The organism is Sulfitobacter sp. LC.270.F.C4 (assembly GCF_032922545.1).
GTDB lineage: Bacteria > Pseudomonadota > Alphaproteobacteria > Rhodobacterales > Rhodobacteraceae > Sulfitobacter > Sulfitobacter profundi.
The window spans coordinates 2,792,993-2,819,314 of record NZ_CP136692.1; the positions used below are offsets into that span (position 1 = coordinate 2,792,993).

At 57.5% G+C, this 26,322-nt stretch carries 26 protein-coding genes; 16 read left to right on the plus strand and 10 right to left on the minus strand.

All coding sequences use genetic code 11. The features are described from left to right. Nucleotides 1-2: 2 nt before the first annotated feature. Nucleotides 3-2,420 (minus strand): mechanosensitive ion channel family protein, encoded by a 2,418-nt coding sequence (locus tag R1T45_RS17545; RefSeq protein ID WP_317389731.1) that lies wholly within the window; start codon nt 2,418-2,420, stop codon nt 3-5. A 163-nt stretch (nt 2,421-2,583) separates the two neighbouring features. On the opposite strand from R1T45_RS17545, the gene R1T45_RS17550 reads away from it, so the two are divergent. From R1T45_RS17550 to R1T45_RS17585, 8 genes are all read left to right on the plus strand, one after another. Then, nucleotides 2,584-3,864, plus strand: a complete 1,281-nt coding sequence (locus tag R1T45_RS17550) for a nucleotide sugar dehydrogenase (RefSeq protein WP_317389732.1) — start codon at nt 2,584-2,586, stop codon at nt 3,862-3,864. Between the two features lie 11 nt (nt 3,865-3,875). Next, nucleotides 3,876-5,099 carry a glycosyltransferase family protein gene (locus tag R1T45_RS17555; RefSeq protein ID WP_317389733.1) on the plus strand — a complete coding sequence of 408 codons (1,224 nt, stop codon included), beginning with the start codon at nt 3,876-3,878 and terminating at the stop codon, nt 5,097-5,099. Then, nucleotides 5,096-6,340, plus strand: coding sequence for a glycosyltransferase family 4 protein (locus tag R1T45_RS17560; RefSeq protein WP_317389734.1), 1,245 nt, complete (start codon nt 5,096-5,098; stop codon nt 6,338-6,340). The genes R1T45_RS17555 and R1T45_RS17560 overlap by 4 nt, the downstream gene beginning before the upstream one ends. Continuing rightward, nucleotides 6,337-7,413: a glycosyltransferase family 4 protein gene (locus tag R1T45_RS17565; RefSeq protein ID WP_317389735.1), complete on the plus strand. Its 1,077-nt coding sequence runs from the start codon at nt 6,337-6,339 to the stop codon at nt 7,411-7,413. Before R1T45_RS17560 ends, R1T45_RS17565 begins: the two co-directional genes overlap by 4 nt. Further along, complete coding sequence (locus R1T45_RS17570; RefSeq protein ID WP_317389736.1) at nt 7,413-7,997, plus strand: histidine phosphatase family protein; 585 nt, start codon at nt 7,413-7,415, stop codon at nt 7,995-7,997. Before R1T45_RS17565 ends, R1T45_RS17570 begins: the two co-directional genes overlap by 1 nt. Next, on the plus strand, nt 7,994-9,130 hold the full coding sequence (locus tag R1T45_RS17575) for a glycosyltransferase family protein (RefSeq protein ID WP_317389737.1): 1,137 nt from the start codon (nt 7,994-7,996) through the stop codon (nt 9,128-9,130). Before R1T45_RS17570 ends, R1T45_RS17575 begins: the two co-directional genes overlap by 4 nt. A gap of 17 nt (nt 9,131-9,147) precedes the next feature. After that, nucleotides 9,148-9,885: a polysaccharide deacetylase family protein gene (locus tag R1T45_RS17580; protein WP_317389738.1), complete on the plus strand. Its 738-nt coding sequence runs from the start codon at nt 9,148-9,150 to the stop codon at nt 9,883-9,885. Between the two features lie 105 nt (nt 9,886-9,990). Further along, nucleotides 9,991-13,095: an ABC transporter transmembrane domain-containing protein gene (locus R1T45_RS17585; RefSeq protein WP_317389739.1), complete on the plus strand. Its 3,105-nt coding sequence runs from the start codon at nt 9,991-9,993 to the stop codon at nt 13,093-13,095. A gap of 200 nt (nt 13,096-13,295) precedes the next feature. Here R1T45_RS17585 and R1T45_RS17590 read toward each other — a convergent pair whose 3' ends face one another. The 5 genes from R1T45_RS17590 to R1T45_RS21025 all read right to left on the minus strand — a co-directional run bounded on the left by R1T45_RS17590 (nt 13,296) and on the right by R1T45_RS21025 (nt 16,160). Further along, the gene (locus tag R1T45_RS17590) at nt 13,296-13,514 is read right to left on the minus strand and encodes a hypothetical protein (RefSeq protein ID WP_317389740.1); all 219 of its coding nucleotides are present in this window, start codon (nt 13,512-13,514) and stop codon (nt 13,296-13,298) included. A 169-nt stretch (nt 13,515-13,683) separates the two neighbouring features. Next, nucleotides 13,684-13,911, minus strand: a complete 228-nt coding sequence (locus tag R1T45_RS17595) for a hypothetical protein (RefSeq protein ID WP_317389741.1) — start codon at nt 13,909-13,911, stop codon at nt 13,684-13,686. A 136-nt stretch (nt 13,912-14,047) separates the two neighbouring features. After that, nucleotides 14,048-14,476 carry an MFS transporter gene (locus R1T45_RS17600; RefSeq protein ID WP_317389742.1) on the minus strand — a complete coding sequence of 143 codons (429 nt, stop codon included), beginning with the start codon at nt 14,474-14,476 and terminating at the stop codon, nt 14,048-14,050. Between the two features lie 661 nt (nt 14,477-15,137). Beyond that, on the minus strand, nt 15,138-15,269 hold the full coding sequence (locus R1T45_RS17605) for a hypothetical protein (RefSeq protein WP_317389743.1): 132 nt from the start codon (nt 15,267-15,269) through the stop codon (nt 15,138-15,140). Between the two features lie 456 nt (nt 15,270-15,725). Beyond that, nucleotides 15,726-16,160 (minus strand): DUF6538 domain-containing protein, encoded by a 435-nt coding sequence (locus R1T45_RS21025; protein ID WP_348409828.1) that lies wholly within the window; start codon nt 16,158-16,160, stop codon nt 15,726-15,728. Between the two features lie 547 nt (nt 16,161-16,707). On the opposite strand from R1T45_RS21025, the gene R1T45_RS17615 reads away from it, so the two are divergent. The 6 genes from R1T45_RS17615 (at nt 16,708) to R1T45_RS21030 (ending at nt 21,676) form a co-directional block, all read left to right on the plus strand. Then, nucleotides 16,708-17,607: a hypothetical protein gene (locus R1T45_RS17615; RefSeq protein ID WP_317389745.1), complete on the plus strand. Its 900-nt coding sequence runs from the start codon at nt 16,708-16,710 to the stop codon at nt 17,605-17,607. 576 nt (nt 17,608-18,183) lie between these two features. After that, complete coding sequence (locus tag R1T45_RS17620) at nt 18,184-18,570, plus strand: hypothetical protein (protein WP_317389746.1); 387 nt, start codon at nt 18,184-18,186, stop codon at nt 18,568-18,570. Further along, a complete protein-coding gene (locus R1T45_RS17625) occupies nt 18,567-19,895 on the plus strand; it encodes a nucleoside 2-deoxyribosyltransferase (protein WP_317389747.1) in 1,329 nt (442 codons plus the stop codon). The genes R1T45_RS17620 and R1T45_RS17625 overlap by 4 nt, the downstream gene beginning before the upstream one ends. Beyond that, nucleotides 19,892-20,515, plus strand: coding sequence for a 7-cyano-7-deazaguanine synthase (locus R1T45_RS17630; RefSeq protein ID WP_317389748.1), 624 nt, complete (start codon nt 19,892-19,894; stop codon nt 20,513-20,515). The genes R1T45_RS17625 and R1T45_RS17630 overlap by 4 nt, the downstream gene beginning before the upstream one ends. After that, on the plus strand, nt 20,512-21,174 hold the full coding sequence (locus R1T45_RS17635; RefSeq protein ID WP_317389749.1) for a hypothetical protein: 663 nt from the start codon (nt 20,512-20,514) through the stop codon (nt 21,172-21,174). Before R1T45_RS17630 ends, R1T45_RS17635 begins: the two co-directional genes overlap by 4 nt. 190 nt (nt 21,175-21,364) lie before the next feature. Further along, entirely contained in the window at nt 21,365-21,676 is a 312-nt protein-coding gene (locus R1T45_RS21030) for a helix-turn-helix domain-containing protein (RefSeq protein WP_411041346.1), read from the plus strand. Here the strand turns inward: R1T45_RS21030 and tnpC are convergent. The 4 genes from tnpC to R1T45_RS17655 all read right to left on the minus strand — a co-directional run bounded on the left by tnpC (nt 21,603) and on the right by R1T45_RS17655 (nt 25,286). Then, nucleotides 21,603-23,240 carry an IS66 family transposase gene (gene tnpC / locus R1T45_RS17640; RefSeq protein WP_317389750.1) on the minus strand — a complete coding sequence of 546 codons (1,638 nt, stop codon included), beginning with the start codon at nt 23,238-23,240 and terminating at the stop codon, nt 21,603-21,605. The genes R1T45_RS21030 and tnpC overlap by 74 nt on opposite strands. Before the next feature lie 62 nt (nt 23,241-23,302). Further along, complete coding sequence (gene tnpB, locus R1T45_RS17645; RefSeq protein WP_209274002.1) at nt 23,303-23,650, minus strand: IS66 family insertion sequence element accessory protein TnpB; 348 nt, start codon at nt 23,648-23,650, stop codon at nt 23,303-23,305. Beyond that, nucleotides 23,647-24,015 (minus strand): transposase, encoded by a 369-nt coding sequence (locus tag R1T45_RS17650; protein WP_317389751.1) that lies wholly within the window; start codon nt 24,013-24,015, stop codon nt 23,647-23,649. Before R1T45_RS17650 ends, tnpB begins: the two co-directional genes overlap by 4 nt. Before the next feature lie 227 nt (nt 24,016-24,242). After that, entirely contained in the window at nt 24,243-25,286 is a 1,044-nt protein-coding gene (locus R1T45_RS17655; RefSeq protein WP_317389285.1) for an IS5 family transposase, read from the minus strand. Here R1T45_RS17655 and R1T45_RS17660 point away from each other — a divergent pair. Together R1T45_RS17660 and R1T45_RS17665 are read left to right on the plus strand one after the other, a co-directional pair. Beyond that, nucleotides 25,285-25,593 carry a hypothetical protein gene (locus R1T45_RS17660; protein WP_317389752.1) on the plus strand — a complete coding sequence of 103 codons (309 nt, stop codon included), beginning with the start codon at nt 25,285-25,287 and terminating at the stop codon, nt 25,591-25,593. The genes R1T45_RS17655 and R1T45_RS17660 overlap by 2 nt on opposite strands. Further along, nucleotides 25,590-26,165 (plus strand): IS630 family transposase, encoded by a 576-nt coding sequence (locus R1T45_RS17665; protein WP_317389753.1) that lies wholly within the window; start codon nt 25,590-25,592, stop codon nt 26,163-26,165. The genes R1T45_RS17660 and R1T45_RS17665 overlap by 4 nt, the downstream gene beginning before the upstream one ends. Nucleotides 26,166-26,322 lie beyond the last annotated feature (157 nt).

Consider the following 26,322-nt stretch of genomic DNA (forward strand, 5'->3'; position numbering starts at 1 on the left):
GCTCAGCGGTCGTCACCGCTGCTTTCGCCCACATCGTCATCCTCCAACATGTCCTCGTCGAGCGAAGCATGGGCAGCCGCCGCAATTTTGTGCTTTTGCGCCTCGGTCAAATCCTCCGCCTTGGCATCGGCCAAACGTACCGTCACCTCCCGGTGCGCAAACTTGATGCCTTCGCGCTCAAACAAATCCCGGATTTCTTGATAGACCTTTTTGCGCACCAGCCATTGGTCCCCCGGTTTGGTCATGAATTTGACCCGGATGATCATGGCGCTGTCTTGCATTTCGATGACGCCTTGAGATTTCAACGGCAGGATGAAGGCCTCTCCGATTTCAGGATCAGTCAGAAGCTCCTGCCCCAGTTTCTTGATCAGCTTGCGCACCTGCTCCACATCAGTGTCATAGGTCACCCGCAACGGCAGTTTCATCATCACCCAGTCGCGCGAGTAATTGGTGATCACCTGCAATTCGCCAAACGGAATGGTGTGCAGCGCCCCCAGATGATGACGCAGTTGAAAAGACCGCACCGAGATTTTCTCGACCGTCCCTTTGACATCGCCGACATCCAGATACTCGCCTTTGCGAAAAGCATCATCAAATAGGAAAAACGCCCCTGCAAAGACGTCGCGCACCAGCGCCTGACTGCCAAAACCGATGGCGATGCCAATGATCCCGGCACCGGCGAACAAGGGGCCGACATTGACGCCAATCTCCATCAGCACAATCAGCAGGATCGTGATGATCACAAGGATCAGGGTGAAATTGCGGAACAAGGGCAACAGGGTCGCCAAACGGCTGGCGCCCGAGCCGCCGCCCTCGTCGCCCGGTTGGACCTCGGCCTCTTCAGGGGTTTCTTCCTTGATCTTGCTGTCGATCCAGATCCGGAAGGCGTGATAAATCACATAGCCGATAAAGATGACGACCATGATGTCCAGAAGCTGGGTGGCGAAATTCTCCACCATCTCGGCGCCGTCATTGTCCCAGATATAGAAAAACGCATAGGTGCCCGCGACAAAGGACAAGATGCCTGCCACCCGGCGGGCCAGTTCTTCAAACGTCGTCAGGGACGGCTGCTGCGCCCGCGCCTCCGCCCTTAGCTCGTCTTGGGTGGGTCTTGAGGGCTCAGGCTCAGAGCCCAAAGTCCCCGGCGCGCTTTGGTCGGCTGCAGCCTCGCGTGGCAGCGTGCCTTTCTTGTCGCGCTCGGCGTTCAAACGGGCCAAGGCGCGGGAGCGTGCAAAGCTGCGTTCGATTACAAAGTTGATCAGCCCGTAAACCACGATGATTGTGATCAAAATCCCGTAAGCGCCTGCGATCAGCGGGATCGAACTGGGGTTGCCCAAGACAAGATCAACGGTCAGTTCAAACCAAGCAAAGATGACATAGAAAAATACAAACGGCGCCCAGGCCCGCGACAGCAGGCGGACGATGGTCGAGGTCTCCTCAGGTGGCTTGCCGTTGCGCAGCGCGCTGCTGATGGCGCGACCATTGACCACCACCAAGAGCATGTTCAAAATCACCAGAACGGCGGACAAGACCGAGGCAAAAAACGCATAGGCTTCGTAGTTCAGCCCAAGTTCCGCAATCCAGAAACTGAACAACAGCGCGCAGATGTCGAACGACCCCATTAGCCAGAGCCAGAGGTGCAACCTCTTGGCGTCGCGGTCGTTCAGCGCGGGAATACGGTACTGGGAGAGGAAGGGCGACAAGATCATGCGCCACAGGCCAGCGACAAAGCGGCAGGTGAAATAGCCGATGTTGATCAGGGTCACGGTATATTGCATTGCCGTGTCGGTGAGCGGGCCAAAAATTGCCGCGCCCAGCAGATAGGCCACCGCCATGGACACGAGCACGCCGCCCAGCCCGACCACAAAGCGCAGGACGAGAAAGGGGATTTTATCCCGGTAGCCCTGTGGGTCTTCGTTCACCCGTCGCGTGACCAGCCCCCGCATCAGGCGTTTTCCATAGATCTCGCGCTCCACAAGGACGCCGACGCTAAACATCAGTAGACTGAGCAACAGGGCTTCGACAAAGGCCCAGAGCGTACCGTCGGGGCTGGCGGCGCGCAGAATGTAAAGCACTTCGTTAAAGGCGACCGGGAGTGTCAGCACTCGCTGCACAAGCGCGTCGCGAAATTTGTCCGCGTTGTCCTGCATGCGCATCAGTGAAGACGGGCTGTCGGCCTCGGCCAAGGCGGGTTCAGTCCCGAGCGCGTCGCTCAAGAGTTGCCCTGTGCCGTCGATCACCACCACGCCAACACCGGTCTCGGCCGCGCGGCGCATCAGCTGGTCGATCTCAGAGGCAGGCGCGGCGTCTGCCGCTTTGCTGTCAAAGAACATCGAGCTGACGCCCTGCGCCTGCCCTGCAATCGGCAGCATTAGGAATAGCGCTAAACACAACAGGCCGGCATTGAAAATGGTGCGCATATTATTCCTAACCAGATCCACCCAGACCACTATCAGGCTATGCCAGAGCGACCGGCCTTGCAATTCTGCAGGTGCCAATCTATCCGTTATTGCGCGCGGCGACCCGCTTTTTGCCTCTGTCACACTGGGCTGCGCGGACTGACACGACCCCAAGGATATACCGTTGCCCAGCCCCGCTCCTGATACCCGCATCGCTGTTTTGGGCCTTGGATATGTCGGCCTTCCCCTCGCACTGGCGCTGGCCAGAAACCAGTTTGACGTAGTTGGGCTCGATTCCAGCGCTGCAACAGTGCAGGCTCTGCGCGGAGGACATGATCCCAACGGCGAAGTGTCTGACGCTGCCGTGGCCGAAAGCACCGCAACCTATACCGATAATGCCGCCGATCTGGAGGGATGCAGCGTTTTCATCATTGCCGTCCCAACCCCGATCACCGACGCCAAAGCCCCCGACCTGCACCCGATCCTGAACGCCTGCGCCACCATTGCCCCGCATCTGACCGACGGGGCGATGGTGATCTTGGAAAGCACTGTCTATCCCGGTGTGACCGAAGAGGTCTGCGGCCCGGCACTGGCGGCGGGCAGCGGTCTGGACGTGGGGCGCCAGATCAAGCTCGCCTATAGTCCCGAGCGGGTGAACCCCGGCGATGCCGAACATTCGATGGAAAATGTCGTCAAGATCATTGCCGCGCAAGACGCCGACACTCTGGCCCGGGTCGAGGCGATTTACGCCCCCGTGGTCAAAGCCGGGTTGCACCGCGCCTCATCGATCGCGACGGCAGAAGCGGCCAAGGTGATCGAGAACACGCAACGCGATTTGAACATCGCGCTGGTCAATGAATTTTCGCTGATCTTTTCGCGACTTGGCCTGGATACCCTGGAAGTCCTTGAGGCGGCAGGCACCAAGTGGAACTTTCTGCCGTTCCGCCCCGGCCTTGTCGGCGGGCACTGCATCGGGGTCGATCCCTATTACCTCACCTACCGGGCCGAGCAGATGGGCTATCACCCGCAGGTGATCCTTGCAGGCCGGCGCATTAACGACCAGATGGGCGTACATGTGGCCCAGACGCTGGTAAAGGCGATGCTAGGTCGCGATATTGGCGTGCGCGGCGCCCGGGTTTTGATTATGGGCTACACCTTCAAGGAAAACTGCGCCGACACCCGCAACACAAAGGTCGCCGATATCGCGTCAGAGCTTGCTGCCTATTCTGTCAGCGTTGATGTGCATGATCCGTGGGTCGGGGTAGAGAAACTGCAATCAGAGCACCGCGTGAACGCGATAGAGACCCCAGAAGCTGGCGTTTATGACGCCGTGATCGTGGCAGTGGGGCACGCAGAGTTTGTCGAATTGGGCAGCGACGCCCTGCGAAAATTAGGCAAACCCAGCGCGGTATTGTTTGACATCAAGGGAATTTTCGGAAAGTCCGGTAGTGACTTGCGGCTTTGAAGGCAGTTCAGATGGATAAACGCGCGGACCAAGAGGCTGCCCAACATCACCGTGAAGACTTGCCGCCGCGCCGGATCATGTTCTACAGCCACGACACTTTTGGGCTGGGCCATCTGCGCCGCTCTCGCACCTTGGCGACCGCGCTGACGCAAAGTGTTCCCCGCGCCTCGGCGATCATTTTGACGGGTTCTCCAGTGGCCGGGCGTTTCACCTTTCCCGAACGTGTCGATCACATCCGTCTGCCGGGGGTGACCAAACTGCCCGATGGCAGCTACATCAGCCAATCCCTCGGCACCGGCATCGACGACACGACCTCACTGCGCGCAGGTCTGATACAGGCCGCGATCGAACGCTACGAGCCTGACCTACTGGTGGTGGACAAGGAACCAACAGGGTTTCGCGGCGAATTGCTGCCTTCGCTTGAGGTGCTGCGCCAGCGGGGTCAGACCCACTGCGTTCTAGGGCTGCGCGATGTGTTGGACGAACCGACCGCCTTGGCCGCCGAATGGGAGCGTAAAGGCGCAGTGCGTGCGGCCGAGGAGCTTTATGACGAGATCTGGGTTTACGGCATGCGCGAGATGTATGACCCGACCGAAGGCTTGCCGCTGTCGAAAGAAACCCGAGCGCGAATGCATTGGACCGGCTATCTTCGGCGCGAGATCGCGGATGAGGCAGAGATCCCCGCGACCCCCTATGTGCTGATCACCCCCGGCGGCGGCGGCGATGGGGCCGCGATGGTCTCGCTTGTCTTGTCGGCTTATGAGCAAGACCCGACCTTGAAACCAAACGCCGTGCTGGTCTATGGGCCCTTCCTGTCAGGCGATCTGCGCGAAGGCTTTGAGGCGCGGGTCGCCAAACTGGGCGGGCGGGTCACGGCAATCGGCTTTGACAGGCATATCGAAGGCCTCTTTGTCGGCGCCGAGGGCGTGATCAGCATGGGCGGCTACAACACCTTTTGCGAGGTGCTTTCCTTTGACAAACGCGCCGTGATCGTGCCGCGCACCACCCCACGTCTCGAACAATGGCTGCGCGCCAGCCGGGCCGAGGAGATGGGTCTGGTGCGGATGCTGGACGAGACCCGTGACGGCATGACCCCGCAGACCATGATTGATGCGATCCGCAATCTGCCGCAGCAGGGCAAACCCTCTGAGGCCGGGGCCAATGATGTGCTCGGCGGGCTTGAGACAGTGATCGCGCGGGCCGATGCGCTGATGAGCAAAAGAGAGCCACGATGACCCAGCCCCGCCTTGCCGTCGTCGTCAAAGGATGGCCCCGCCTTTCAGAAACCTTCATCGCGCAAGAACTTGTGGCGTTGGAGGAAGCGGGCCTTGAACTGGACATCTGGTCGCTGCGCCACCCCACGGATGTAAAGACACATCCGCTCCATGCCCGCTTGCAGGCGCCAGTGCGCTATCTGCCGGAATACCTCCGAGACGAGCCGCGCCGGGTGGCAGAGGCCATCGGCGCCGCAGTCGCCCTGCCCGGTTTTGATGCTGCCGCCGAGGCCTATGCTCGGGACGTCGCCCGCGATGACACGCCAAACCGGCGGCGACGCTGGGGGCAGGCCTGCGTCATGGCACATGAGATGGGCCATGATGTCGCTGGTCTCTATGCGCATTTCCTGCACACGCCCGCATCGGTGGCGCGCTATGTGTCGATCCTGCGTGGCTTGCCGTGGTCTTTTTCGGCTCACGCAAAGGACATCTGGACCTCTCCTGAATGGGAGTTGCGCGAGAAGCTGTCGCCGGACCACTATGGCGCGACATTCGGCGCGACTTGTACTGGTTTCGGAGCAGAGCACCTGCAAGGGTTGGCCGACACTCCGAGCCGCGTCAGCCTTGTGTATCACGGGTTGGACCTTGCCCGTTTTCCTGACCCGCCAGATCGCGCTATGCGCACGGATGACAGCCCAATCAGGTTGATGTCAGTCGGTCGGCTGGTGGAAAAGAAGGGCTTTGACAATCTGATCGATGCGCTTGCGCTGCTGCGGGGCACCCTTGATTGGCATTGGACCCATATCGGCGGTGGCACTCTGGATGTGCAGATGCGCGACCGCGCCGCCGACCGGGGTGTCGCAGACCGTATCACGTGGCGGGGCGCGTGTGACCAACTTGAGGTGATTGAAGCGATGCGCGCCCATGACCTGTTCGTTCTTCCGTCTCGGGTGGCCGAAGATGGCGATCGGGATGGTCTGCCGAATGTCCTGATGGAAGCCGCAAGCCAGAAACTCCCTATTCTGAGCACGCCGGTTTCCGCCATTCCAGAGTTCATTGAGGATGGCACCCACGGGTTGCTGCGCAGCGACGACCCGATCTTGCTGGCACAGACCATCACCGCCTTTGCCGCCGACCCTTCCACCGGGCCCCGTCTGGCCGAGGCTGCACATCGGCGCTTGATCCAAGACTTCACCATGGCGCCCGGCATTGCACAGCTTGATCACCGTCTGCGGGCCATGCTAGGCCAAGCGACCGAATGACCCTCGCCTTTTATGCGCCGATGAAGCCACCGGACCATCCGGTGCCGTCTGGTGATCGCACAATGGCGCGCGCGCTGATCCGGGCGCTAGAAAGCGCGGGGCATAACGTCATCCTTGCCAGCCGCTTACGCAGCCGCGACGGCAAAGGCGATGCGGCGCAACAACAGCGGATCATGGCAGAGGCGGATGCCACCCTGCCCGCCCTGATCGCACGCGGCCATGCCGAAGGTTGGCGCGCGTGGATCACCTACCACACCTACTACAAAGCCCCTGACTTGATCGGCGGGCCGGTGGCACAGGCGCTTGGCATTCCTTATGTGCTTGTCGAAGCCACCCGCGCGGCCAAGCGGCTTAGCGGGCCGTGGGCGCAGTATGCAATGGCCGCCGAACGCGCCTGCGATCTGGCGGATGTTATCTTTTATCTTACCGCCCGCGATGCCGAAGCCCTGCGGAAAGACGCGCCGCCTGCGCAGAATTTGATCCACTTGGCCCCCTTTTTGACAGGTGACACCCTGCCTGCCGCACCCTTTGCCCCAGATGGCCCGATGCTGAGCGTGGGCATGATGCGTCAAGGCGACAAGATCGCCTCCTACCGCATCATCGCCCAGACACTGGCGCTGCTGCCGGATGATACTTGGCGGCTTGAAATTGCAGGTGATGGCCCCGCGCGGGATGAGGTAATGGCCCTGATGGCCCCCTTTGGCAAGAAGGTGACTTTCCTTGGCAACCTAAACGCCGCAGAACTCGACGCGGCATATGCCCGTGCGTCACTGCTTTTCTGGCCGGGGGTGAACGAAGCCTTTGGGTTTGTCTATCTTGAGGCTCAGGCCGCAGGGCTGCCGGTTGTGGCACAGGATCGCCCCGGTGTGCGAGAGGTGCTGGCACACAGAAATTATCCATCCGCAGAAGATGGCCCCGTAGCCCTCGCCGCCAATCTGTCGCGTCTGTTAGATGATCCTGAAACCCGCCGTATTGCAGGACGTGCCGCGCACAAACACGTGGCCGAAAATCACCTGCTGCCCACTGCCGTTGCAACCTTGACGCGAGGCCTTGCCAGCGTGGGGGTCGCCTGATGCCCCGTTTGGCACTTTTGCGTCATGGGCATACCCCTTGGAACCGGGAGGGGCGGATACAAGGCCGGACGGATGTGCCGCTCGACGATGCGGCGCGCGCGCAATTGCAAGGGTTTTGCCTGCCTGCGCCATGGGACAGCGCAAAGGTCTGGTCAAGCCCGCTGGCCCGCGCCTTTGAAACGGCCCAGATTGTCAGCGACCAACACCCAGTGACTGATCCAGCTCTTATTGAGATGGATTTCGGAGACTGGGAAGGACGCAAGAGCCATGACCTCTTCGCAGACACCACTTCCGGGTTTCGCCACATTGAGGACTGGGGCTGGCAGTTTTCCCCGCCGGGGGGCGAGCGCCTAACAGACGTGAAAAACCGCCTGAACCGTTGGGCAGAGGCACTGACGGAAGACGCGCTTGCGGTCTGCCATATTGGTGTGATGCGTGTCTTGATCGCGCAGGCAACGGGCTGGGATTTCGACGGCCCGGCCCCGTTTCAGATCAAGCGCAATCGGCTCTATACCATACACATTGCAAAGGGCAGCTGGCAGCTTGAGGACGGTTTCACCCGCCTTGTGGAGCGTGCCTTATGAACGTGATGATCGTCGTCACCCATCTGCTAGGAACGGGCCATCTGGCCCGCGCATTGAACCTTGCCCGCGCGTTTCAGGATGCGGGGCACGCGGTTACTGTCGTCTCGGGCGGCATGCCGGTACCTTTGCTCGATCGCGGCGATGTGCCCCTCTTACAACTCCCCCCGCTGCGGTCGGATGGCGTGAATTTCTCCCGGCTGCTGGACGCAGATGGCACTCCGGCTGATCCTGCATTGCTGAATGCCCGCAAGGCCCAGATACTCGACGAATTTGAGCAACTATGCCCCGATGTTTTGATAACCGAACTCTTCCCCTTCGGTCGCCGCATTCTACGCCCCGAATTCTCCGCGTTGCTTGAAGCAGCCGATGCGCGGGCCGACCGCCCGCTCATTTGTGCTTCGGTGCGCGACATCTTGGCGCCGCCCTCATCACCGGAAAAAGCTGAAAAAACGCATAACATTGTTGACCGGTTCTATAATGCGGTTTTGGTTCATGCCGACCCGCAGGTCATGAAGCTTGACGCATCTTGGCCTGTTTCCGATGGCCTACGTACAAAGCTGCATTACACAGGTTTCATCGCTCCAACCGCCGCCGCTCGGCACAGCGAACAGGTCGGCAAAGATGAAATCATCGTCAGCGCGGGGGGCGGCGACGTTGGCGCGCATATCTTTCTTGCGGCTCTGCGCGCTGCCCTGAGCGGCGGGCGGGTATGGCGATTGTTGATTGGTGGGGCACAGGCAGACCGACGCATCGCCCAATGGCGCGCAGACGCGCCTGCCAACGTCATTATTGAAGCCGCACGGCCTGATTTTCGGTCGCTGCTCCCTCATGCTGCAGCATCGGTTTCGATGTGCGGATATAACACCGCGATCGACGTATTGCAGGCCGGGTGCAAGACCGTTTTCATCCCCTTCGATGCAGGGGCAGAGGTTGAGCAAACCATCCGGGCAAACGCGCTGGCCCAATTGCCGGGCATTGAGGTTCTGGCCAGTGGCGACCTGACGCCCGACAGCTTGCTAAACGCACTTAGCCGTCTTGCGCCTTTGCCCGAACGCGCAGGGGTGAGGACCGGTTTCGATGGGGCGGCTGAGACTGTTCGGCATGTTGCGATGATGCGGGCACAGACAGCGTGACGGTTGACTGGTCCCCCTTGAGGACGGAACTGGCTCGCTATCGCGCGGAGGGGTTGAGCCTGCCGATCTGGTGGCGGGACGATGATGCAACCGCCCCCACCCCCGCTTTGCACAAGCTGTTGGGGATCAGCGAAGAAATCGGCCTGCCCGTACATATTGCCGTGATCCCCAAAACAGCCACGCCCGCGCTGGCCGAGATTGCAAAAGACAGGCGTTCCATGATCCCCGTCGTCCATGGCTGGGCGCATGAAAATCTTGCGCCAGAGGGGTCTAAGAAGGCTGAGTTTGGCCACCCACACCCAGATGCAAGCACCAAAACCCAGGCCGGTTTGGCGCGCATGCGGCAGCTTTTCGGCCACGATATGCTGGCGATGTTCGTCCCGCCGTGGAACCGGATTGACGCAGAAGTGACAGCGGGCCTCGCCGCGCAAGGCTATGTGGCGCTTTCGACCTTCACGCCCCGCCGCGCCCGACACGTAGCGGGGCTGGTACAGATCAACACGCATGTCGACCCGATCGCTTGGCGCGCAGGCGGGGGGCTGGTGCCACCGAACGAGGTGATCGCTAAGACGGTCGCGCTCTTGCAAGACCGGCGCGCGGGGCGGGCGGATGACACTGAACCCTTGGGGTTTCTCAGTCACCATCTGGTTCATGACAAAGCGATCTGGGATTTCTCGCGCGAGTTCCTGACCGAGCTGCTGGATGGCGGCGCAAAACCTTGTGACTTTCTACGGCAGCCTATTGACCTGCCTTAGTTTTTCATGACTAACGCCGCTTCCCGCACGCTTGGCTAAACAGCTCTGCCCCTAAGCCGGAAAAATCGGTATATACTTCTGACCCTCGAATAACGGATGGCCTTGATGGATAAGAGCCTCTTTCAGTTCATCTGGAAAAACTCCAAACGAAACCAGTTTGTGTTGCTGGCCATCACGTTGCTGACGTTTCCGTTGCTTTATATCTCGCTAGAGCTGCCCAAGCGTATCATCAACGATGCGATTGGCGGCACTGGCGCGGATATCGATGTTCTGGGGATCACCCTGACCCAAGTGGAATTTCTCTTGGTTCTCTGTGTCGGGTTTCTTCTATCTGTACTGGCGAACGGGCTGCTGAAAATGCGGCTCAACACGATGAAAGGTGTCCTATCCGAGCGGTTGCTGCGGCGGTTCAGGTTTCAGCTTTTATCCCGGATGCTAAAGTTTCCGCGCCCATTCTTCCGTTCGACCAGCCAGGGCGAACTGGTGTCTATGGTGACATCAGAAGCCGAGCCGATGGGCGGCTTGATGGGCGATATGCTTTCGCAACCCGTCTTTCAGATCGGGCAGATGCTTACGATTCTGGTGTTCCTCTTCGCCCAAAGCTTTTGGTTCGGGCTGGTGTCCATCGCCCTTATCCCCTTGCAAGCCTGGATCATTCCAAGATTGCAGCGTCAGGTCAGCTTGCTCAATAAAGACCGAATTCAAGAAGTACGCAAACTGGCCGCCGAGATCGGTGAGACGGCAGCCGGTGTCAGCGACATTCGCAGAAATGGTGGCGCGCGCCACAGGATGTCGCTGTTTTCCAACCGGCTTGGTTTTTTGTTCAGCATCCGCCTAGAACTGTACAAAAAAAAGTTTTTCATGAAGTTTTTGAACAACTTCATCAATCAGCTGACGCCATTTTTCTTCTATTCTGTCGGGGGATACCTCGCGATCATCGGGGAAATCACCGTTGGCGCGCTTGTCGCGGCATTGGCGGCCTACAAAGACCTGTCGTCGCCGTGGAAAGAGGTGCTTACCTACTACAACCAAACCCAAGATATGTCTCTGCGTTGGGAAGTCGTCACCGAAAAATTCGCCCAAGATACGATTGTAGACGAAGCATTGTTCGAAGGCACGCCCGACACCTTACCGGATCTAAATGGCGATATTGAACTGCGCAATGTGACTGTGCTGAATGACAACGGCTTCCCGGTTCTCGAAGACATCAACCTCGTTCTGCCCAAAGGCGCGCGCATTGCCATCAAAGCCCGGAATGAAACGGCCGCATTGGCGCTCGCTGATGTCCTAACGCGCGAGGTTATCCCCTCTCGTGGTGAGGTGCGGATCGCCGGGCAGGCGCTGAATGACCTGCATCAAGCCACTATTGCCAACAAGATCGGTTATGCCAGTTCGACCCCCTATATCTTTCAAGGGACAATTGGCGAAAACCTGTTGATGCCTTTCAAAAACAAGCCCGTCGCCGTTGAACCCTTTCTGGATGACATAGCCCTTTGGCAAGCAGAAGCCGCCCTGACAGGCAACAGTACCGATCCGTTCGGCATGGATTGGATTGAGCCCGGCCTTGCGGGTCTGACCACCTCAAACGAAATCCGCGACTGGTGGTTTCACTTGGTCGAGGCCATGGGCATCGACGATTTTATGGTGCGGCGCGCCCTAAGCTCTTGCGTGGACCCCCACACCCAATGGGAGTTGACGAATGCGATTGTCCGGCTTCGCCCAAAGATCGCAAAACGGCTGTCTGAGGCGGGGCTTAACGATGTCGTAGACGCCTTTGACCCGGCCAAGTTCAGCCCGGTTTCGCCGCTAGGCACCAACCTTCTTTATGCGCTGCCGACCCGCATGCTCCCTCAGGAATCGTTGGCAAAAGAGGAGAAATTCATCCAGATTCTGCGCGGCCATGGGCTTGTCGATGAACTGGCTCAGATTTCGGCGGGGGTTATCGAAGGGCTGACCACGACCTTTGGAACAGAGGATATGAACCACCCGCTGTTCCGACGTCTTAATCTGTCGGATGAACTGTACCTCCGTCTGGGTGAGATCGCGACAAAGCGACGAGAAGTCGGCGATGCTGGGCTGCCACCAGAGGATTTTGCCCTGATGCTGACGGTGCCTTTTGCGTTTTCCGCAGAGCAGATCGGCCCCACATTCCGCGATGCTTTGCGTGAACGAATTCTTGATATCCGCAGGGAAAGCGCCGCGCAGATGGTCACTGACCTTGATGGATTATTCGAGAAAATCGACCCGAAAAAATACATCCCCGTGATGTCGGTCTTGGGCAATGCAATTTTCGGAAGAATCTCAAGCTTGGCTGGTGCCCGGGAAAAGCAGGTTGAGGACATCGTTGTCGCGGTGCTTGATGAACATGGGCTAAGGGGGCTTGTCGCCCAAAGCATCTTCGATCTGCCGACCACCCCAGGCGGCGACAACATCCCATCCGTTTTCCGCGAGCGGATCTCGTTCAGCCGTGCGGGGATCAAGAAGCCAGACATTCTGATCCTGCAAAACGCCATGGCCAATCATGACAGCGACATGCGCTCCAAAATGCGGGAACGGATCAGTGAACTTTTGCCCGATGCGACCAAGGTCTTCATCGAAAAGAAGTTCTCTAATCCGGAATACTATGACCTTTTCGTTGAGATTGAGGATGGCCGCATAGACGGCGCGACCCGTGATGACGAAAGACTGGACGAAGACGCGCGTAAGGATTTGAACCGCAAGCTGCGGGCTGTCGCCCAAGCTGAGCTTTTCCAGGGATTGGACCGCAAGCAGCAACGCCTTCTGGCATTCAGCGCGCAGTGGTATGAACCAAAGACAGGACAGGTAATCTTCAGCGCAGAGCAAAAAGCAGACGCCGCCTATCTCTGCGTGTCAGGCTCTGCTGGGTTGTATTGGCCTGAAAGCGAGACATCGAATGTCCTTCTATCTGAAATCGTGCCCGGACGGCTGATCGGCGATCTTTCCGTGATCATGAACGAAGACCGCACGATGAATCTGGTCGCTCTCGAAGACAGCAAATTTCTGCGGATTGGCGCGCAGGAACTGCTGGCAGTGATCGAAAACGATGCTGCAGTCGCCACAAGCCTGCTGCGCTCCGTTGCCAGCCATCTGACAGGCGCGGCGGAAAGGTTGCGAGAAACGCGGGTGTTCGCGGTCGAACAAGGGGTGGACCTTGCGGAATTGAATACAAGAACGATGGAGCGGCGTTAGTGGCTCCCAACGCAAGCGTTAACGTCCAAAGAGGCATCTGGGCGCATTTTTACCCGGTGCTTTTGTTTTCAACGCGAATGCCGATATGGTGGTAGCCTTCGGCCAGCGCCGCTTTGGTGATCTCGCGCGCCTCGCCCGCGTTCATCTTAAAGGTGCTAGAGTTAGTGCGGGAATCCCTGCGGGGCCGATATGTTCAATTGTCATGCTATGTCCCTTCGTTCAGCCGCGACAGTGCGCCGCGGGGTTACAGTAGCGTTCAGCCGCCCCGACAGGCGGGTCAGCGCGATGCCCATTGCCACGATCAGCCCGCCGAAATAGGGGGCAGCGGCAAGGCCAATGCCTTCTACGATCAGCCCGCCGAGCCATGCGCTAAGGGCGATGCCGCGGTTGAAGGCGCCGATGTGCAGGCCCGCGGCCACATCGACTGCTTCCGGGCCACCTCAGGAGCGATCTGCGCCACGTTGGCGTGCAGCGGCGGCATATTGGCGAAGGCAAAGCCGCCCCAGACCGCGACCGCCGCCACCGTGGCCACCGGCGAAGTCAGCACCAGATCGAGGCCCAGCAGCACTACAGACAGGCCCGCGAAGATCACCGTGAGCGCCGGCACCGGCCCGTTGCGATCGATAGCTTGCCGCCGAGGATGTTGCCCGCCGCGACCGAGGCGCCATAGAGCAGGATGATGACGCTTACGCTGATCGCGCCGAACCCGGTCACATCGGTGAGCATTCGAGCGAGATAGGTGAAGACGATGAAGTTGCCGCCATAACCGATGGCCGTGATCAGATAGACCAGCAGCAAGCGGGGCGAGGTCAGCACCCGGGCCTGTGCGCGAAGACTGGGGGCCGGCCCTGCGGCAGGTTGGCGGGCACAGCAGGGCTGAGGCCACAAGCCCGATCAGGCCAAGCGCCACGACCCCGAGGAAGGTCGACTGCCAGCCCCATGCCTGCCCGATCTAGGGGCTCAGCGGCACGCTGGTGACCAGCGCCACGATCAGACCCTGGAATACCAGCGCAATGGCGGAGCTTTTCTTCTCGCGGTTCACCAGACCGGTGGCGATGGTCGAGGCGATAGCAAAGAACACCCCATGTGCCAGCCCAGTGCTGAACCGCGCGGCGATCAACCTGCCATAACCCGGCGCGAAGACGGCAAAGGCGTTGCCGACGATCAAAAGCGCCAGCAACGCCAAGAGAAACGTCTTGCGCGGCAGGCTTGCGGTCAGCGCCGTGAGCACCGGCGCGCCAATGGTGACGCCAAGCGCGTAGCGGCTGACAAATAGGCCGGCAGAGGGCAGGCTGACGCCAAGGTCGGCGGCGATGGTGGGGATCAGGCCGACGATGACGAATTTGGTCGTGCCGAGGCCTGCACGATACCTGCCAACCAAAAATAGTTATGCAGGTCTTGCCCCATGGTTCAGCCAAACGTGCCACAACGCGCGGAAAGTTCGCCAAATATTTTAGTGCTTCTCTTCATTGCTGAGGGCAGGCCGCTGCCATTTTTCTGCGGTTTGCTGACCCGTTCGGAGACCGCCGTGGAATGAGCTCCAAGCGTATAAAACACTGCTTTTCTAAGCGTCTTGCGGGTTTGGTGCGCCCAGCTCAAGCCGTGGTTATCCACACCTGATACTTCGGCGACCCTTTCTCGGGGCAACGCTCGGAGTGATTTTGGTTTTGCTAGATAAACGATCAGCGTTCCCCGCGGATCAAGAGTCCGCAACAGGGCCAAATAGGAAAATTGCGTGCATTCCTCAAGATAGGTCTCGAAAACTGATCGCGCTCACCTAGAACGACCATCGGCGTTGAAGAACGAGAAGATTGGCCCATCCAACCGTCGGGTTGCCCTCTGCCGCGAGAAGCTGCAGAAGCTACCTAGCTTGACCGAAAGCATTGCAGGGAAAGCCACCATTTGGTCAATTTCACTGGTGGCATTGTCAAAGCCCCCCCTGAAGCGGATCGATACTGCGTAATGGTAGGCGCCCACGTTGCCAATCGCCCGTTCGAACCCGACCCTATCGTTGGGGCGGCGGCACTAAGAACTGTGCTGATTCAGAACACCCCGGGCAAGAGGTCGATCGCTGCTTTCTTGAGGTCGAACGGCATCCCATTCACATCCCCATAAACCTCTTCGTTCGGGTTCTCACCGGCATGCCCGAGGAGATCAAGGCGAACGTCCTTCATGACCTCTGGTCGCGTCTTGAGCGACTGGTTGAACCTGTGGCGCAGACTGTGGCCATCGAGACCTTTCGGGTTGCAGTTTGCGGATTAGCGGCCTCCTGCATGGGGAAGCCTTGGGACACGGGCTTCGCGATCTCGCGGAGCATGCTCTGGTGCGTTTCACGAACAGACACCTGGTCCGTATCGAGGCAGTCCAGAGAGGCAAGCCGCGCCTGCAGATAGACCTCCTTCATTTGAGCGCGATGCTCCATCGACTCCGGAAACATTCCTGTCGCCCTGGTAAACTCCTCTGTGAGTGCAGTCATCGTTTCCGTTGTCGAGAGGGCATGGGCCTCTGCTTGGTGACACCGCATAACGTTCGCCAGCATGTCGGGCGACCATTCCGGATTGATTTGGCTTGGCGGAAACGCTTTTCGAATGCCGTTCTGCAAGAGAGAAGCCAATGCGCTCCGGAGAGGCTCACGGTTTTTCCGGAGCGGCAAAACCGGACCAGCCCAAGACCCATTCAAGTCGCCGCTGACGACGCGATTCCTGAATCGACTGCGTCAACCGCACCTTCATGTAACGGTGCAGCAGATCTTCTGGGATCTCGTCCAGAACAAAGGTAAACGCATCCAGCACGTTTTCGAACTCCATGGTCAGCATCCCAACACATGTAAGCGCAAGATTCGGGTCTTTCGTCCCTAGCGAGACCAAAACGGGCGAACGAGATGTGGATAACTCAGGGATACGCCGACGAAAATAGTATTGTCCGCGTTGCTGGTAGAGGTAACTCGAGAGGGGCATGCAATCTCCGGGTTTCGGAGAGCCTGCTTCGATGGGTGAAAAGGAGCAGAGGCAACCCGATGTGCAACCTCGTGTGCAACCAAATCTGCCAACTCGGGGGAACAACATCGGAGCCAAACACGAAATGTGTTTATTCTCAGATGCTTACCAGAAAATTGGCTCCGGCGGTAGGGGGCTCACCGCATAGACCAATACCATTGATTTTACTGGATAATTTGTGCGCGACTGCACAGTGATCCTTACCCGACTCCGGGATGTGCCCGGAAACGTGCCGTACTTTGCGCCTCGTTTCAAGCACCTTGTTTAGCGAAAGAAGATTTGCCAACAAGGTGATCCGACACTCTCCAATTGCCGTGATGGTCCGTTCCGCTCGATAGCCCTGAAAGCTCTGCCTTTACCACGGCTCACTCTCTACTTCGGACATCTTCTTAGATTTAGTTCACCGCGTACCAGGATTGCCGCCTGCGTTCCCGGAAAACGTGGTCGGCCTTCTTGCTGTCACTGCGCTCGGGTGAACTGCTGCAATGCGCAGGGGTCTTACGATGGTTGCGCCAATTCTGATGGACAGGAAAATACCGATTACTTGGAGGCTTTTCTGGCCCTTATTCTTTTGTATGATTACGGTCCCCTTCAATAGATCCGAGAGGCTGAATGCATGAACCGCCGGTATTATTGGACCAAGACTTGGGGTGCACCCGACATCCCAGAATACGACGCCCTGGCCCTCAGCCACGAAGGCACGCGTCAACGCATACTGAGCTACATTCAGCCTGGAGACATCGTTGTCTATCTGACGAGTGATGCGAAAGAATCCGATCCTATGTTACGCGGGCGACTTGCTGGTGCCGTCGAGATTGCCGATCCTGTCCAGCAGGTCGATGTCGAGTTTTTGCGTCCAGACGTGAGGCGACCGTCAGAGCATTATAGGCAAGGAGACGGGCGGTTTCGCTGGCCCTTTGGCATCGCAGTTTCGCGGACTTGGACTTTTATCGAGCAGGAAAGCAACGATACGCTGATTCCTGACCACGCGGACAAGCGTATGCAGGGCGCGACAAGCATCCATGAAATGCAACCCGAAGAGATCGGCCGCCTTATGTCGCTCAATGTCCGTGAACAGGTAAAGGATGAAGCCGCTGCAAAACTGCCATTCCAAGGTTCACTTCATCGCCCTTGGCGCCAAAAGGCTGGGATGCGCGAACCGGCGAACATCAATCCCGGAACGGATCTCTACATCGCGCAGATCTACGACGCCCATGGTTTGACATTCAAAGTTGGCTCCGGAAAGGCCGAGGACAGGATTGACGACCTAAATCGGTACCGTCGTCTGACCCAAGGAGAGGCAAAATGGTCCGAGAGGTCATCGACCCAGTTTGCCACAGTTGCCGGAGCCCGAGCAGCGGAAGATTATATTCTGTTAGAAGCAAAGAAGACTGGGTATGGATCTGACGACCACTCAGAGTTCCTGATCGGTATTTCGAGCCGCGATCTGAATGCGCTTTACTCGAAAGCCATCGAGATCGGCATCGCTGCGGATGCTGAAGAGATGGCTGTTTGACGCAACTTGATCCCTGCCTCTTCATTTTCCACAAGCTACCGCTGATCTTTGCAAAACGACTCAGGACGATCAACCGGGTGCTATGAGCAACCACTCGCTATATGTAAGAGGGGTAGCGAATTAGGGTCAGCTGGAACTGCCCGACAGTCGAGACGAACAATGAATACTCGCTGCACGCGTGAGGGTAGCGCAAAACCAAACGTTCTCCCCCTCGCCAGCGCATTTTCCCTTCATATCGATAGTTTAGAGGCGACTGAATTGTTGTACGGACCCGGTAGTTGGCCATGATAAGAATTACTGAAGTCGGAGTCGGAAAAATCGGGAGCGAAATCCATCGCGGGTGACCCTCGTTTCGGCGCTTTGGGGCGTGCCGCTAAGGCACCTGCCAATACGCGTGTACGTTTACGTTGCTTGAGTAGCACGCACGATACGGTCGTGACCGACGTCTTGCCCCGCCCGGCACGGCGCAACGACATCTACTCGAAACAAAATCAATTCTTGATTGTCCTGAGAAACTCGCTTTAGGTTCGCAAGAGTTTTAATTCATTTTTTTAATACGATTCACAGGGGATGGTTATGGGGAGCACGGGTTCAGGGAACTTTTCCGATTATTCAGGTCGTTCTGGGCAGTCCGGAAATGGCGGTGGTGCATCAGGAGGAAGCAGTGGCGGAGATCAGTGCGGCCAAGCATTCACTGTTGGTTTGGAAGACGTCGGAGACTACGATTTTTTCACAACTACCGACGGAGTTCCGCCTCAGGGTACAGTGCTCGAAATTGTTCTCTCCACAAGAGTTGTTGCTGTTACAGGCGATGGCCTCGTCATTGGCGCGTTGCCCACATCGAAAAATTACATAGCCGCCTGCCTTGCGGACGGTTATTCCTATGCAGGTGTGGTGCGTTCATCGAGCTTAGACGGTATGCCGCAAGTCCAAGTCGATATCGTGCCTAACGCTCCGCAATGACCCCGTCAGAAGTACTTCTCGTCGGCGACGTCTGCGTTGACTTCACCGTTAACAAATTGGGTGTCGAACCAAAAATGCGATTAGGTGGGTTGGTCCACGCAGCGCGTGCACTTTGGGCTTGTGGAATTCCATACTCTGTTGCAGTCGCATGTCCATCCTACCTTGCAAGCCGCGCAGAAGAGTACCTCCAAAAACATGGTTGCACTTCGTTCTTCCTGCTAAGCGACATTACCGGCGCGCCTAATGTATTCATCATCAATGATGTGCAGGAAGTCGGTCATCAAGGGTATGAAGACATACTTAGGGATGATCGGGACTTCAAGATCGAAGATGATATCAGTTTCTTGAAAAACTATCGGAATATCGTCGTTTTTCCCGGCTCATTTGACCTTGGTACTTTTGCCCAGAATCTTTCTGACGATGCCGAAGTTACATTAGATTTCGCGTACGGGATCGAAAGTATGGACGAGTTAGCAAGTTTTGGAAGCAAGCTCCATTTTCTTGCGACCTCAACGTCTTCCGACTTATTTCTAAAAACTGCGACGAGTAACGTATCTACACTTTTGGAAGCAGCAGCCGGTCTCGGGGTCAAAGCACTGCTTTTGAAAGAAAACCGGGGGGGTAGCCGCCTCTTCGATTTGGAAGCCGACGAAGTTCATAGGATACCGGCGGTGCTTGGGCCTACCACAAATTCAGTAGGTGTTGGTGATGCATTCACTGCTGTACTCTCAGCTTTGAAACACGATGGATTGTTGGATGCATCGCTGCGAGGAATGCAGGTTGCTACTCGCTACGCCCAAACCACCTACCCCGACGATTTGCGCCGCAACATATCCCGCGACTTCAAGCTGTCTGTTGATGTTGTGAGGCGACTGGGCGGAACTTCATTGACTTGGCACGAGAGACCGAATTTTCAAATCTATTTGGCAGCGCCAGATTTTTCATACGTTGCGAAACCCGAAGTTGATAACGCGGTTGCTGCTCTTGAGTACCATAATTTCTTGGTACGAAGGCCGGTTCAGGAGAACGGCGAGGCTAAAGTCGGTACGGCTTTCAGTGATCTGCACCACTTTTATAGCCAAGACGTCTCTATTCTCAAAGATTGCTCCGCAGTATTCGCTGTCCCACTCGATCGTGACCCCGGAACTCTCGTTGAGGTTGGTATGGCCATTGCAATGGATATTCCCGTAGTTACCTTCGATCCGAGGGAAGAAAACAAAAATACAATGTGTATCTGTGGAAGCACCATTTATTCTCCGGACCTTGATGAATGCCTCAATGGCATGTTCGACATTTTGGCAAAAGTTCGGAGGCAATCAACATGAAGCGCGTACTATTGCTGGCTTCAGGTGGGCTGGATTCAACGACCGTGGCGTACCAACTCGTGGAAAAGGGATGTTTTCCTCAGCCCATCTTCTTTGATTACGGTCAGCATTGCGTTGAAACGGAGTGGGAGCGATTACTGGAAGTCATGCCTGCCCACGCAGAGGCTCCAGAACGAATTGACATTTCGGGTGTTTTCAAAGGCTCGAAATCTCGCCTATTGAACGAGGCGGATTTATGGTCTGACAGCGTTTCAGACGATGATTTGTACGTGCCATACCGAACAATGTTTTTCTTTTCAGCGGCAGCAGCCCGCGCTCAATCAGTTGGTGTCTCTGAAGTTTATACTGGCTTTATCAACAGTAATCATGCGAAAGAGATCGACTGTTCGGCCGACTTTTTGAACGGATTGGACGCGCTTACCGAAAACATCGGCTCAGTAAGGTTTTCTTCGCCGTTTCGCTATTCCTCGAAGGCCGATGTGGCGTTGGAAGCGTTGCGCTTGAATGTGCCTATTGGTCGTACGTTTTCGTGCCAAGCGGCAAGCAAACTTCCATGCGGAGCTTGCCCAAATTGCGTTGAAAGGCTAACAGCGCTGCGGGCAACAGGACTTTTAGCATGACTGCAAATGTGAATAATTTTGAAATTCTCATTTCAGCTCGGAAGGTTGCGAATCTTGCCGCTTTCGAAGGCATCAAGATTGATTCGGCATGGAGCCGCCCAACTTATGGACACATCGGAGCGGTTTTTGCGGATTCGATCCTTCAAGCCGGCTTGAACTACGCCACCGTGGTGCGTCCAAGAGTTGATCGTATTTTGAAAGACTTTCCCCTCGCAGACAACGTCGCGGCACTTATCAAGATAATTGATGTGGGTGAAACATCTTCGTTTCTAAGTTGGACACATGAAACAAAAATCAAACGTTTTGAGGCTCTTGTTAGGGCAGCAGACAGATGCTCTGTAAATTCTGTTGATGATTTGCGCAGTCGTTTGGTAACTCAAGACTTCGAGAGCTTCCTACTTACCATCAATGGGGTTGGTCCAAAGACTTTCGATTACATGTCTTGCTTGGTCGGAATAGAGTCAATCGCTGTTGATCGGCACATCAGAACATACGCACGGCGCGCTGGTGTTGCAGACGATAGCTACATTTATCTAAAGCGCGTATTTTGTTTTGCCGCAGACCTGTTATCCGTTTCCCGTCGATCTTTTGATTCATGGGTTTGGGAGCGAGAGAAAAGCCGGACTTCCAGACAAATGAGTTTTGATCTCGCGTTTTAAGTCCGACGACACAATTGCTATACGCCATGCAGCAACAATTCTAAGACAGCGGCAACCGTCGATTGGGCTGATTTAGACGAGGGCACCCCGCTCCCCTTTTGGGGTCCTAAAGCGCTTCTAACAAAACCTGAATCGCCGGGGATTCCCAAACTGGTCTGATTGTGATTCATCCTGTTTGGGAGGATGAACTATGTCAGCACCTTTGCCATCAGCGCTTCGGGCGCGGTTTCAGAGATATATTGAGGAAGGGTTAAGCGGGCGAGCGGCGGCAGCGCGCTTGAAGCTGTCGCCAGCAACGGGCGCACGATGGCGGCATCAGATCCAAACGACGGGCCGGGCTGATCCTGCCGTACAGGGCCGTCCAAAAGGGTCAGGGAAATTGGCACCCCATGTTGGTTTTTTCGTAACCGCGCCATTGGTACCGCAGTTTACGCGGCTTGACTGTTGGCTTCTCGTGGCAACGTCTTCCAGTTCCACGGCAGCAGCTCATCCAGCTTGTTGATTTTGTGGTCGTGGATGCGGTCGAGAACGTCCGCGAGATAGGCCTGTGGATCGAGGCCGTTTAGCTTGGCTGTTTCGATGATGGTCATGGCGCGAGCCAAAGTTTCCGCACCTGTGTCGGCCCCCGCGAAGAGCCAGTTCTTTCGCCCAATACCAATAGGGCGCAGAGCCCGCTCTGCTGGGTTGTTGTCGATGGCTACCCGACCATCGGACAGGAACAGGCTGAAGGCATCCCTTCGACTGAGGCCATAGCGGAAGGCCTTGGCCAGATCGCTCTTGCCGGGAATGCGCAGGAGTTGCTGTTCGGACCAATCAAAAAAGGCCTCCACCCTTGGTTGGCTCAGCCTTTGACGGGCCGCAAGGCGGGCCTCTGCGGCCTGGCCGTTGATGTCGCGCTCAATATCGTAGAACTTACCGATCTGGTCGAGCGCCTCACGCGCAATCTCGGACTTGGTTGAGGTCCAAAAGTCGTGGAAGTCTCGTCGTAGGTGCGCCCAACAGGCCGCTTCGCGCAAACGCGGCGGGCCATCGGATTTGGGCTCGTAGAGCTTGGCATAGCCTTTGTAGCCGTCCGCTTGCAGAATGCCGCGGGCATCGGCCAGATGGCTTAGAACGTGCTCTTCTTTCCAGTTGGGTGCGAACCGATAGACAGCGCCAGGTGGCGCGGCTCCCGCCCACGGGCGCTGGTCACGCACATAGGCCCAGATCCGGCCTTGCTTCACGCCTTTCCCCAATCCTTTGTCTCTTCGGGAACGGTCCAATACCCGGATTGGGGTATCGTCCGCGTGTAGAAGGTCGCTGCTCAGGATGTCCGCATCGATCCGCTCGATCAGCGGCGATAGTGTCTTCATGGCGCGGCCGCACCAACCTACGAGGGTGCTTTCGGGAATGTCGGCCCCCATCCGCTCGAAGATTTCATGCTGGCGGTAAAGAGGCAGATGGTCGTCGAACTTCGAGACCAGCACATGCGCCAGGAGGTTCGGCCCGGCCATGCTGCCTGGGATCGGACGGCTGGGCGCAGGTTCTTGCACCATCCGCTCGCAGCGCCGACAGGATTTCTTGATCCGAGCGATTTGGATCACCTTCATCTGGGCTGCGATCATATCGAGCAGTTCGCTGACATCCTCACCCACCACGCGCAGATCGCCCCCACAGTCTGGACAGCATGCACCTGGGTCAAGCTCACGGCGTTCCCGCAGGGTCGCATCAGACACACGCGGGCGGCGGCGCAAAACAGGGGCTGACGCCCCCTCTGGAACTGGCTCGTTCAGTCCTTCGTCGATAGGGGTGTCGTCCTTCTCAGCCACTGCAACCAGCAGGTCTTCCAGCGCCAGTTCCAGTTGCTCAATCTCGCGCTCGACCTTCTCCGACGACTTACCAAACGCCAGCTTTTGCAACTTGGCGATCCGCAGGCGCAGCGCCTGCACCAATTGATCATGGGCCCGCAGCGTGGCTGACATCTTGGCGTTTTCCGCCGCGATCTGAGCATTTTCAGCCTGCAATACCGCGATCATCGCCTTCAATTCGGCAGGATCATTAGGCAAGCTTTTGGCTGGGTTGGACATGCGCCTGATTACCAAAATTCAGGCGCAAACACCATATAAATATAGCAGATCAGAAGCTATAATCACCCCACGCGCGCAGGCGGAGCGCCCCAAGCCGGACGCCGCCAATCAATGCCTTCCCAGAGCATTGCAAGCTGCGCAGAGGTCAAACGCAAGGCACCGTCTTCCGCGCTCGGCCAAGGAAATCGGCCGCGTTCGAGAACTTTATAATAGAGACAAAACCCCTGACCGTCCCAGTACAGAAGCTTCACCCGGTCCCCGCGCCGACCCCGGAAGGCAAACACAGCACCGCCTGTGGGCTTCTGGCGCAATACATCTTGAGCCATAGCGGACAAACCTGCGATCCCTTTGCGCATGTCCGTCACGCCGCATGCCAGATACACACGAACGCCGGTGCCGGGCCCGATCATGCTGCTTCTACCGCCCGAATGAGCTGCTGGACGCGCTCTAATGGGAGATCACTGGCACAGCGCAGCTTGCGACCATTTCCAAGCACGACTTCGATCTCCAAGTCTTGCCGATCTCTTGACTGCCCGGGCTCCTCGCAAGAAGGCGAAGGCAGCGGCAGAAAAACCGTCTCCGAAGTCCGCGGCAAAACCCCTTTACGCCGAAGTTCCTGGCGCCACTGGTAGATATGCTGGCGTGTAATGTCATGACATCGCGCAACATCACTGACCGTCGCGCCATTTAAGCCAACTTTTCCGAGGATCGATAACTTCTCCTCTTCGCGCCAACGGCGCCTTCGCTCAACGCCCACAATCACTTCATGACGCATAGCTCGTCCCATCTCATACGACGTCAGTAACGACGACAATAACAACAGTACTTAAGGGCACCTCGATTTTTAACCATTTTCGTAGCCGCACAGCAGTGCGTGTGGCTAGAAGCGGGAGGTAGGCAGTCGGTTGGTGCCTGGCGCCCCGGGACGGTCACGGCGCGGCGCCTTTCACGCCTGGCTTTTACGGCCTTGCGGCCTGATCTGGTCGCTGGTTTGCCCGGTCTTCATGCCGGGCACGGGTTGATGCGGCGCAACTGGACGAGGCGGCGCATGTTATAGGCAAGATTTTTCATTCCGATCTTCGCCTTGGCCCGCACCATGCCGATCGTGCGCACCAGCGTGCCGCCCATGTCGTTGGTCTGCGCGCCGAAGACATGTTCGACCCGGACCCGCACCGTGGATTTGGTTCGGTTGCTGCCCTTGGCCTGTTCGGTCAGCGGCTTGCCCCGCTTGCCCTTGCGGTGAATGTGGCTGGTCAGCTTGCGCGCTCGCAGCTTCGCCTCCATCTCCTCGGACCTATAGGCAGAATCCGCCCAGACGCCCGCGCCGGTGTTGCCCCGCATCAGCAGGTGATCCACCGCCTGACAGTCATGCACGGCTGCGTCAGTGACGTCATAGCGCCGCACCAGCTTGTGCTTGCGGTCCACATTCACATGGTTCTTGTAACCGTAATGGCTCTTGCCGTGCTTTTTCGTCCAGCGCGCGTCCAAGTCTTTCTGTGAGCGCATCGCGGGCTTGTTTTCCCAGTCCTCGGGCACCTCGCCGCTCTTGATGGTCTTGTTTTCCTCGCGGGTGTTGCGGTTCTTCGGCACCGGCACGATGGACGCATCCAGGATCTGTCCGCCCCGCGCGATGTAGCCCTGCCGCGCCAGATGGCCGTCGAATTGCTTGAACAGCGCCTCCACCATGCCCGCCTGAGCCAGCGCCTCGCGGTAGAGCCAGACCGTCTTGGCGTCCGGCACACGGTCCTCCAGTCCGAGGCCCAGGAACCTCATGAACGACAGCCGGTCGCGCACCTGATATTCAATCTGATCGTCCGACAGGTTGTAGAGCGCGCTCAGAACCAGCGCCTTGAACATCACGATCGCGTCGATCGGCTTGCGCCCCGCGCGCGATTTACGCTCTGAATCCGGTTTGCGCCAAACCCCCTCAAGCGTTGGCCGGAATTCCTCCCATGGCACCACGGCGTCGATCGCGACCAGCGGGTCCCTCTTGACATCCAAGCTCGCATAGCGGTCGGAAAGATCGAAAAAACCCATCTGCGCCATGGCTGCATCCCCTGTGCCGATCCGTCGCCTCAATCATAAAGCAGCGCCAAGGTCAGCGCAATTTTTAGAGGTGCCCTTAAGAGAGTATGAGTTCACGCGGCAGGCGGTAACAATCGGGCGCTTACGTTTTTTCGAAGAGTTGATTGCTCAAGACCCTGATATCACATTGTTTGAGCTGCGTGATGCGCTTGCTGATGCAACCGGACTGCAGGTCCAGCACTCTGCTATCGGGCATTTGCTAAAGCGCCTCGGGTTCACGCACAAAAAAAGTCACTGGTCGCTACCGAACGTCACCGTGCCAAGGTGAGACGACGACGTGAGGACTGGTTCACACACCGTTTGCCAGCCATTGCGCGGATGCCGGAACGCGTTGTCTTTCTTGATGAAACAGCGGTCAAAACGAATCTCACCCGGCTGCGCGGTTGGGCTCCGCGTGGCGAACGCCTGACGATGGATGCGCCCTTCGGCAGTTGGGGAACCCAAACCCTGATTGCGGGGCTGACACATGAGGCTCTGATCGCACCTTGGGTAATCAAAGGCGCGATGGATGGCCCTGCCTTCGCGGCCTATGTGCAAAAGGTCCTGATCCCCGAGATCGCGCCAGGCACGGCAGTCGTTCTCGACAACCTCGCGACCCATCGCAACAAAGAAGCCGCTGAGGCGCTCAAGGCTCATGGGTGCTGGTTCCTCTATCTGCCGCCATATTCACCAGATCTGAACCCGATTGAGTTGGCTTTCTCCAAATTGAAGTCTCACCTCAGACGCATCAGTGCGCGATCATTCACCTCGGTGTTCGAAGCCCTTGGCGATATCTGCGCAATGTACTCCCCGCAGGAGTGTTCAAACTACTTTCAGGCTGCCGGATATGCCTCAGGTTAAATTAGAAATGCTTTAAACTGCCTTTCTTCGAGGCCCTCCATCCAAGGGTAATGAAGCACCTTACGTACCGCCGACCTTCGCGTCGACTGATTTGCAGCACACTGTTTGAATGTTCGGTTTCATGATACTGCGCCGCAGATCATGTCTTATTCTGGGA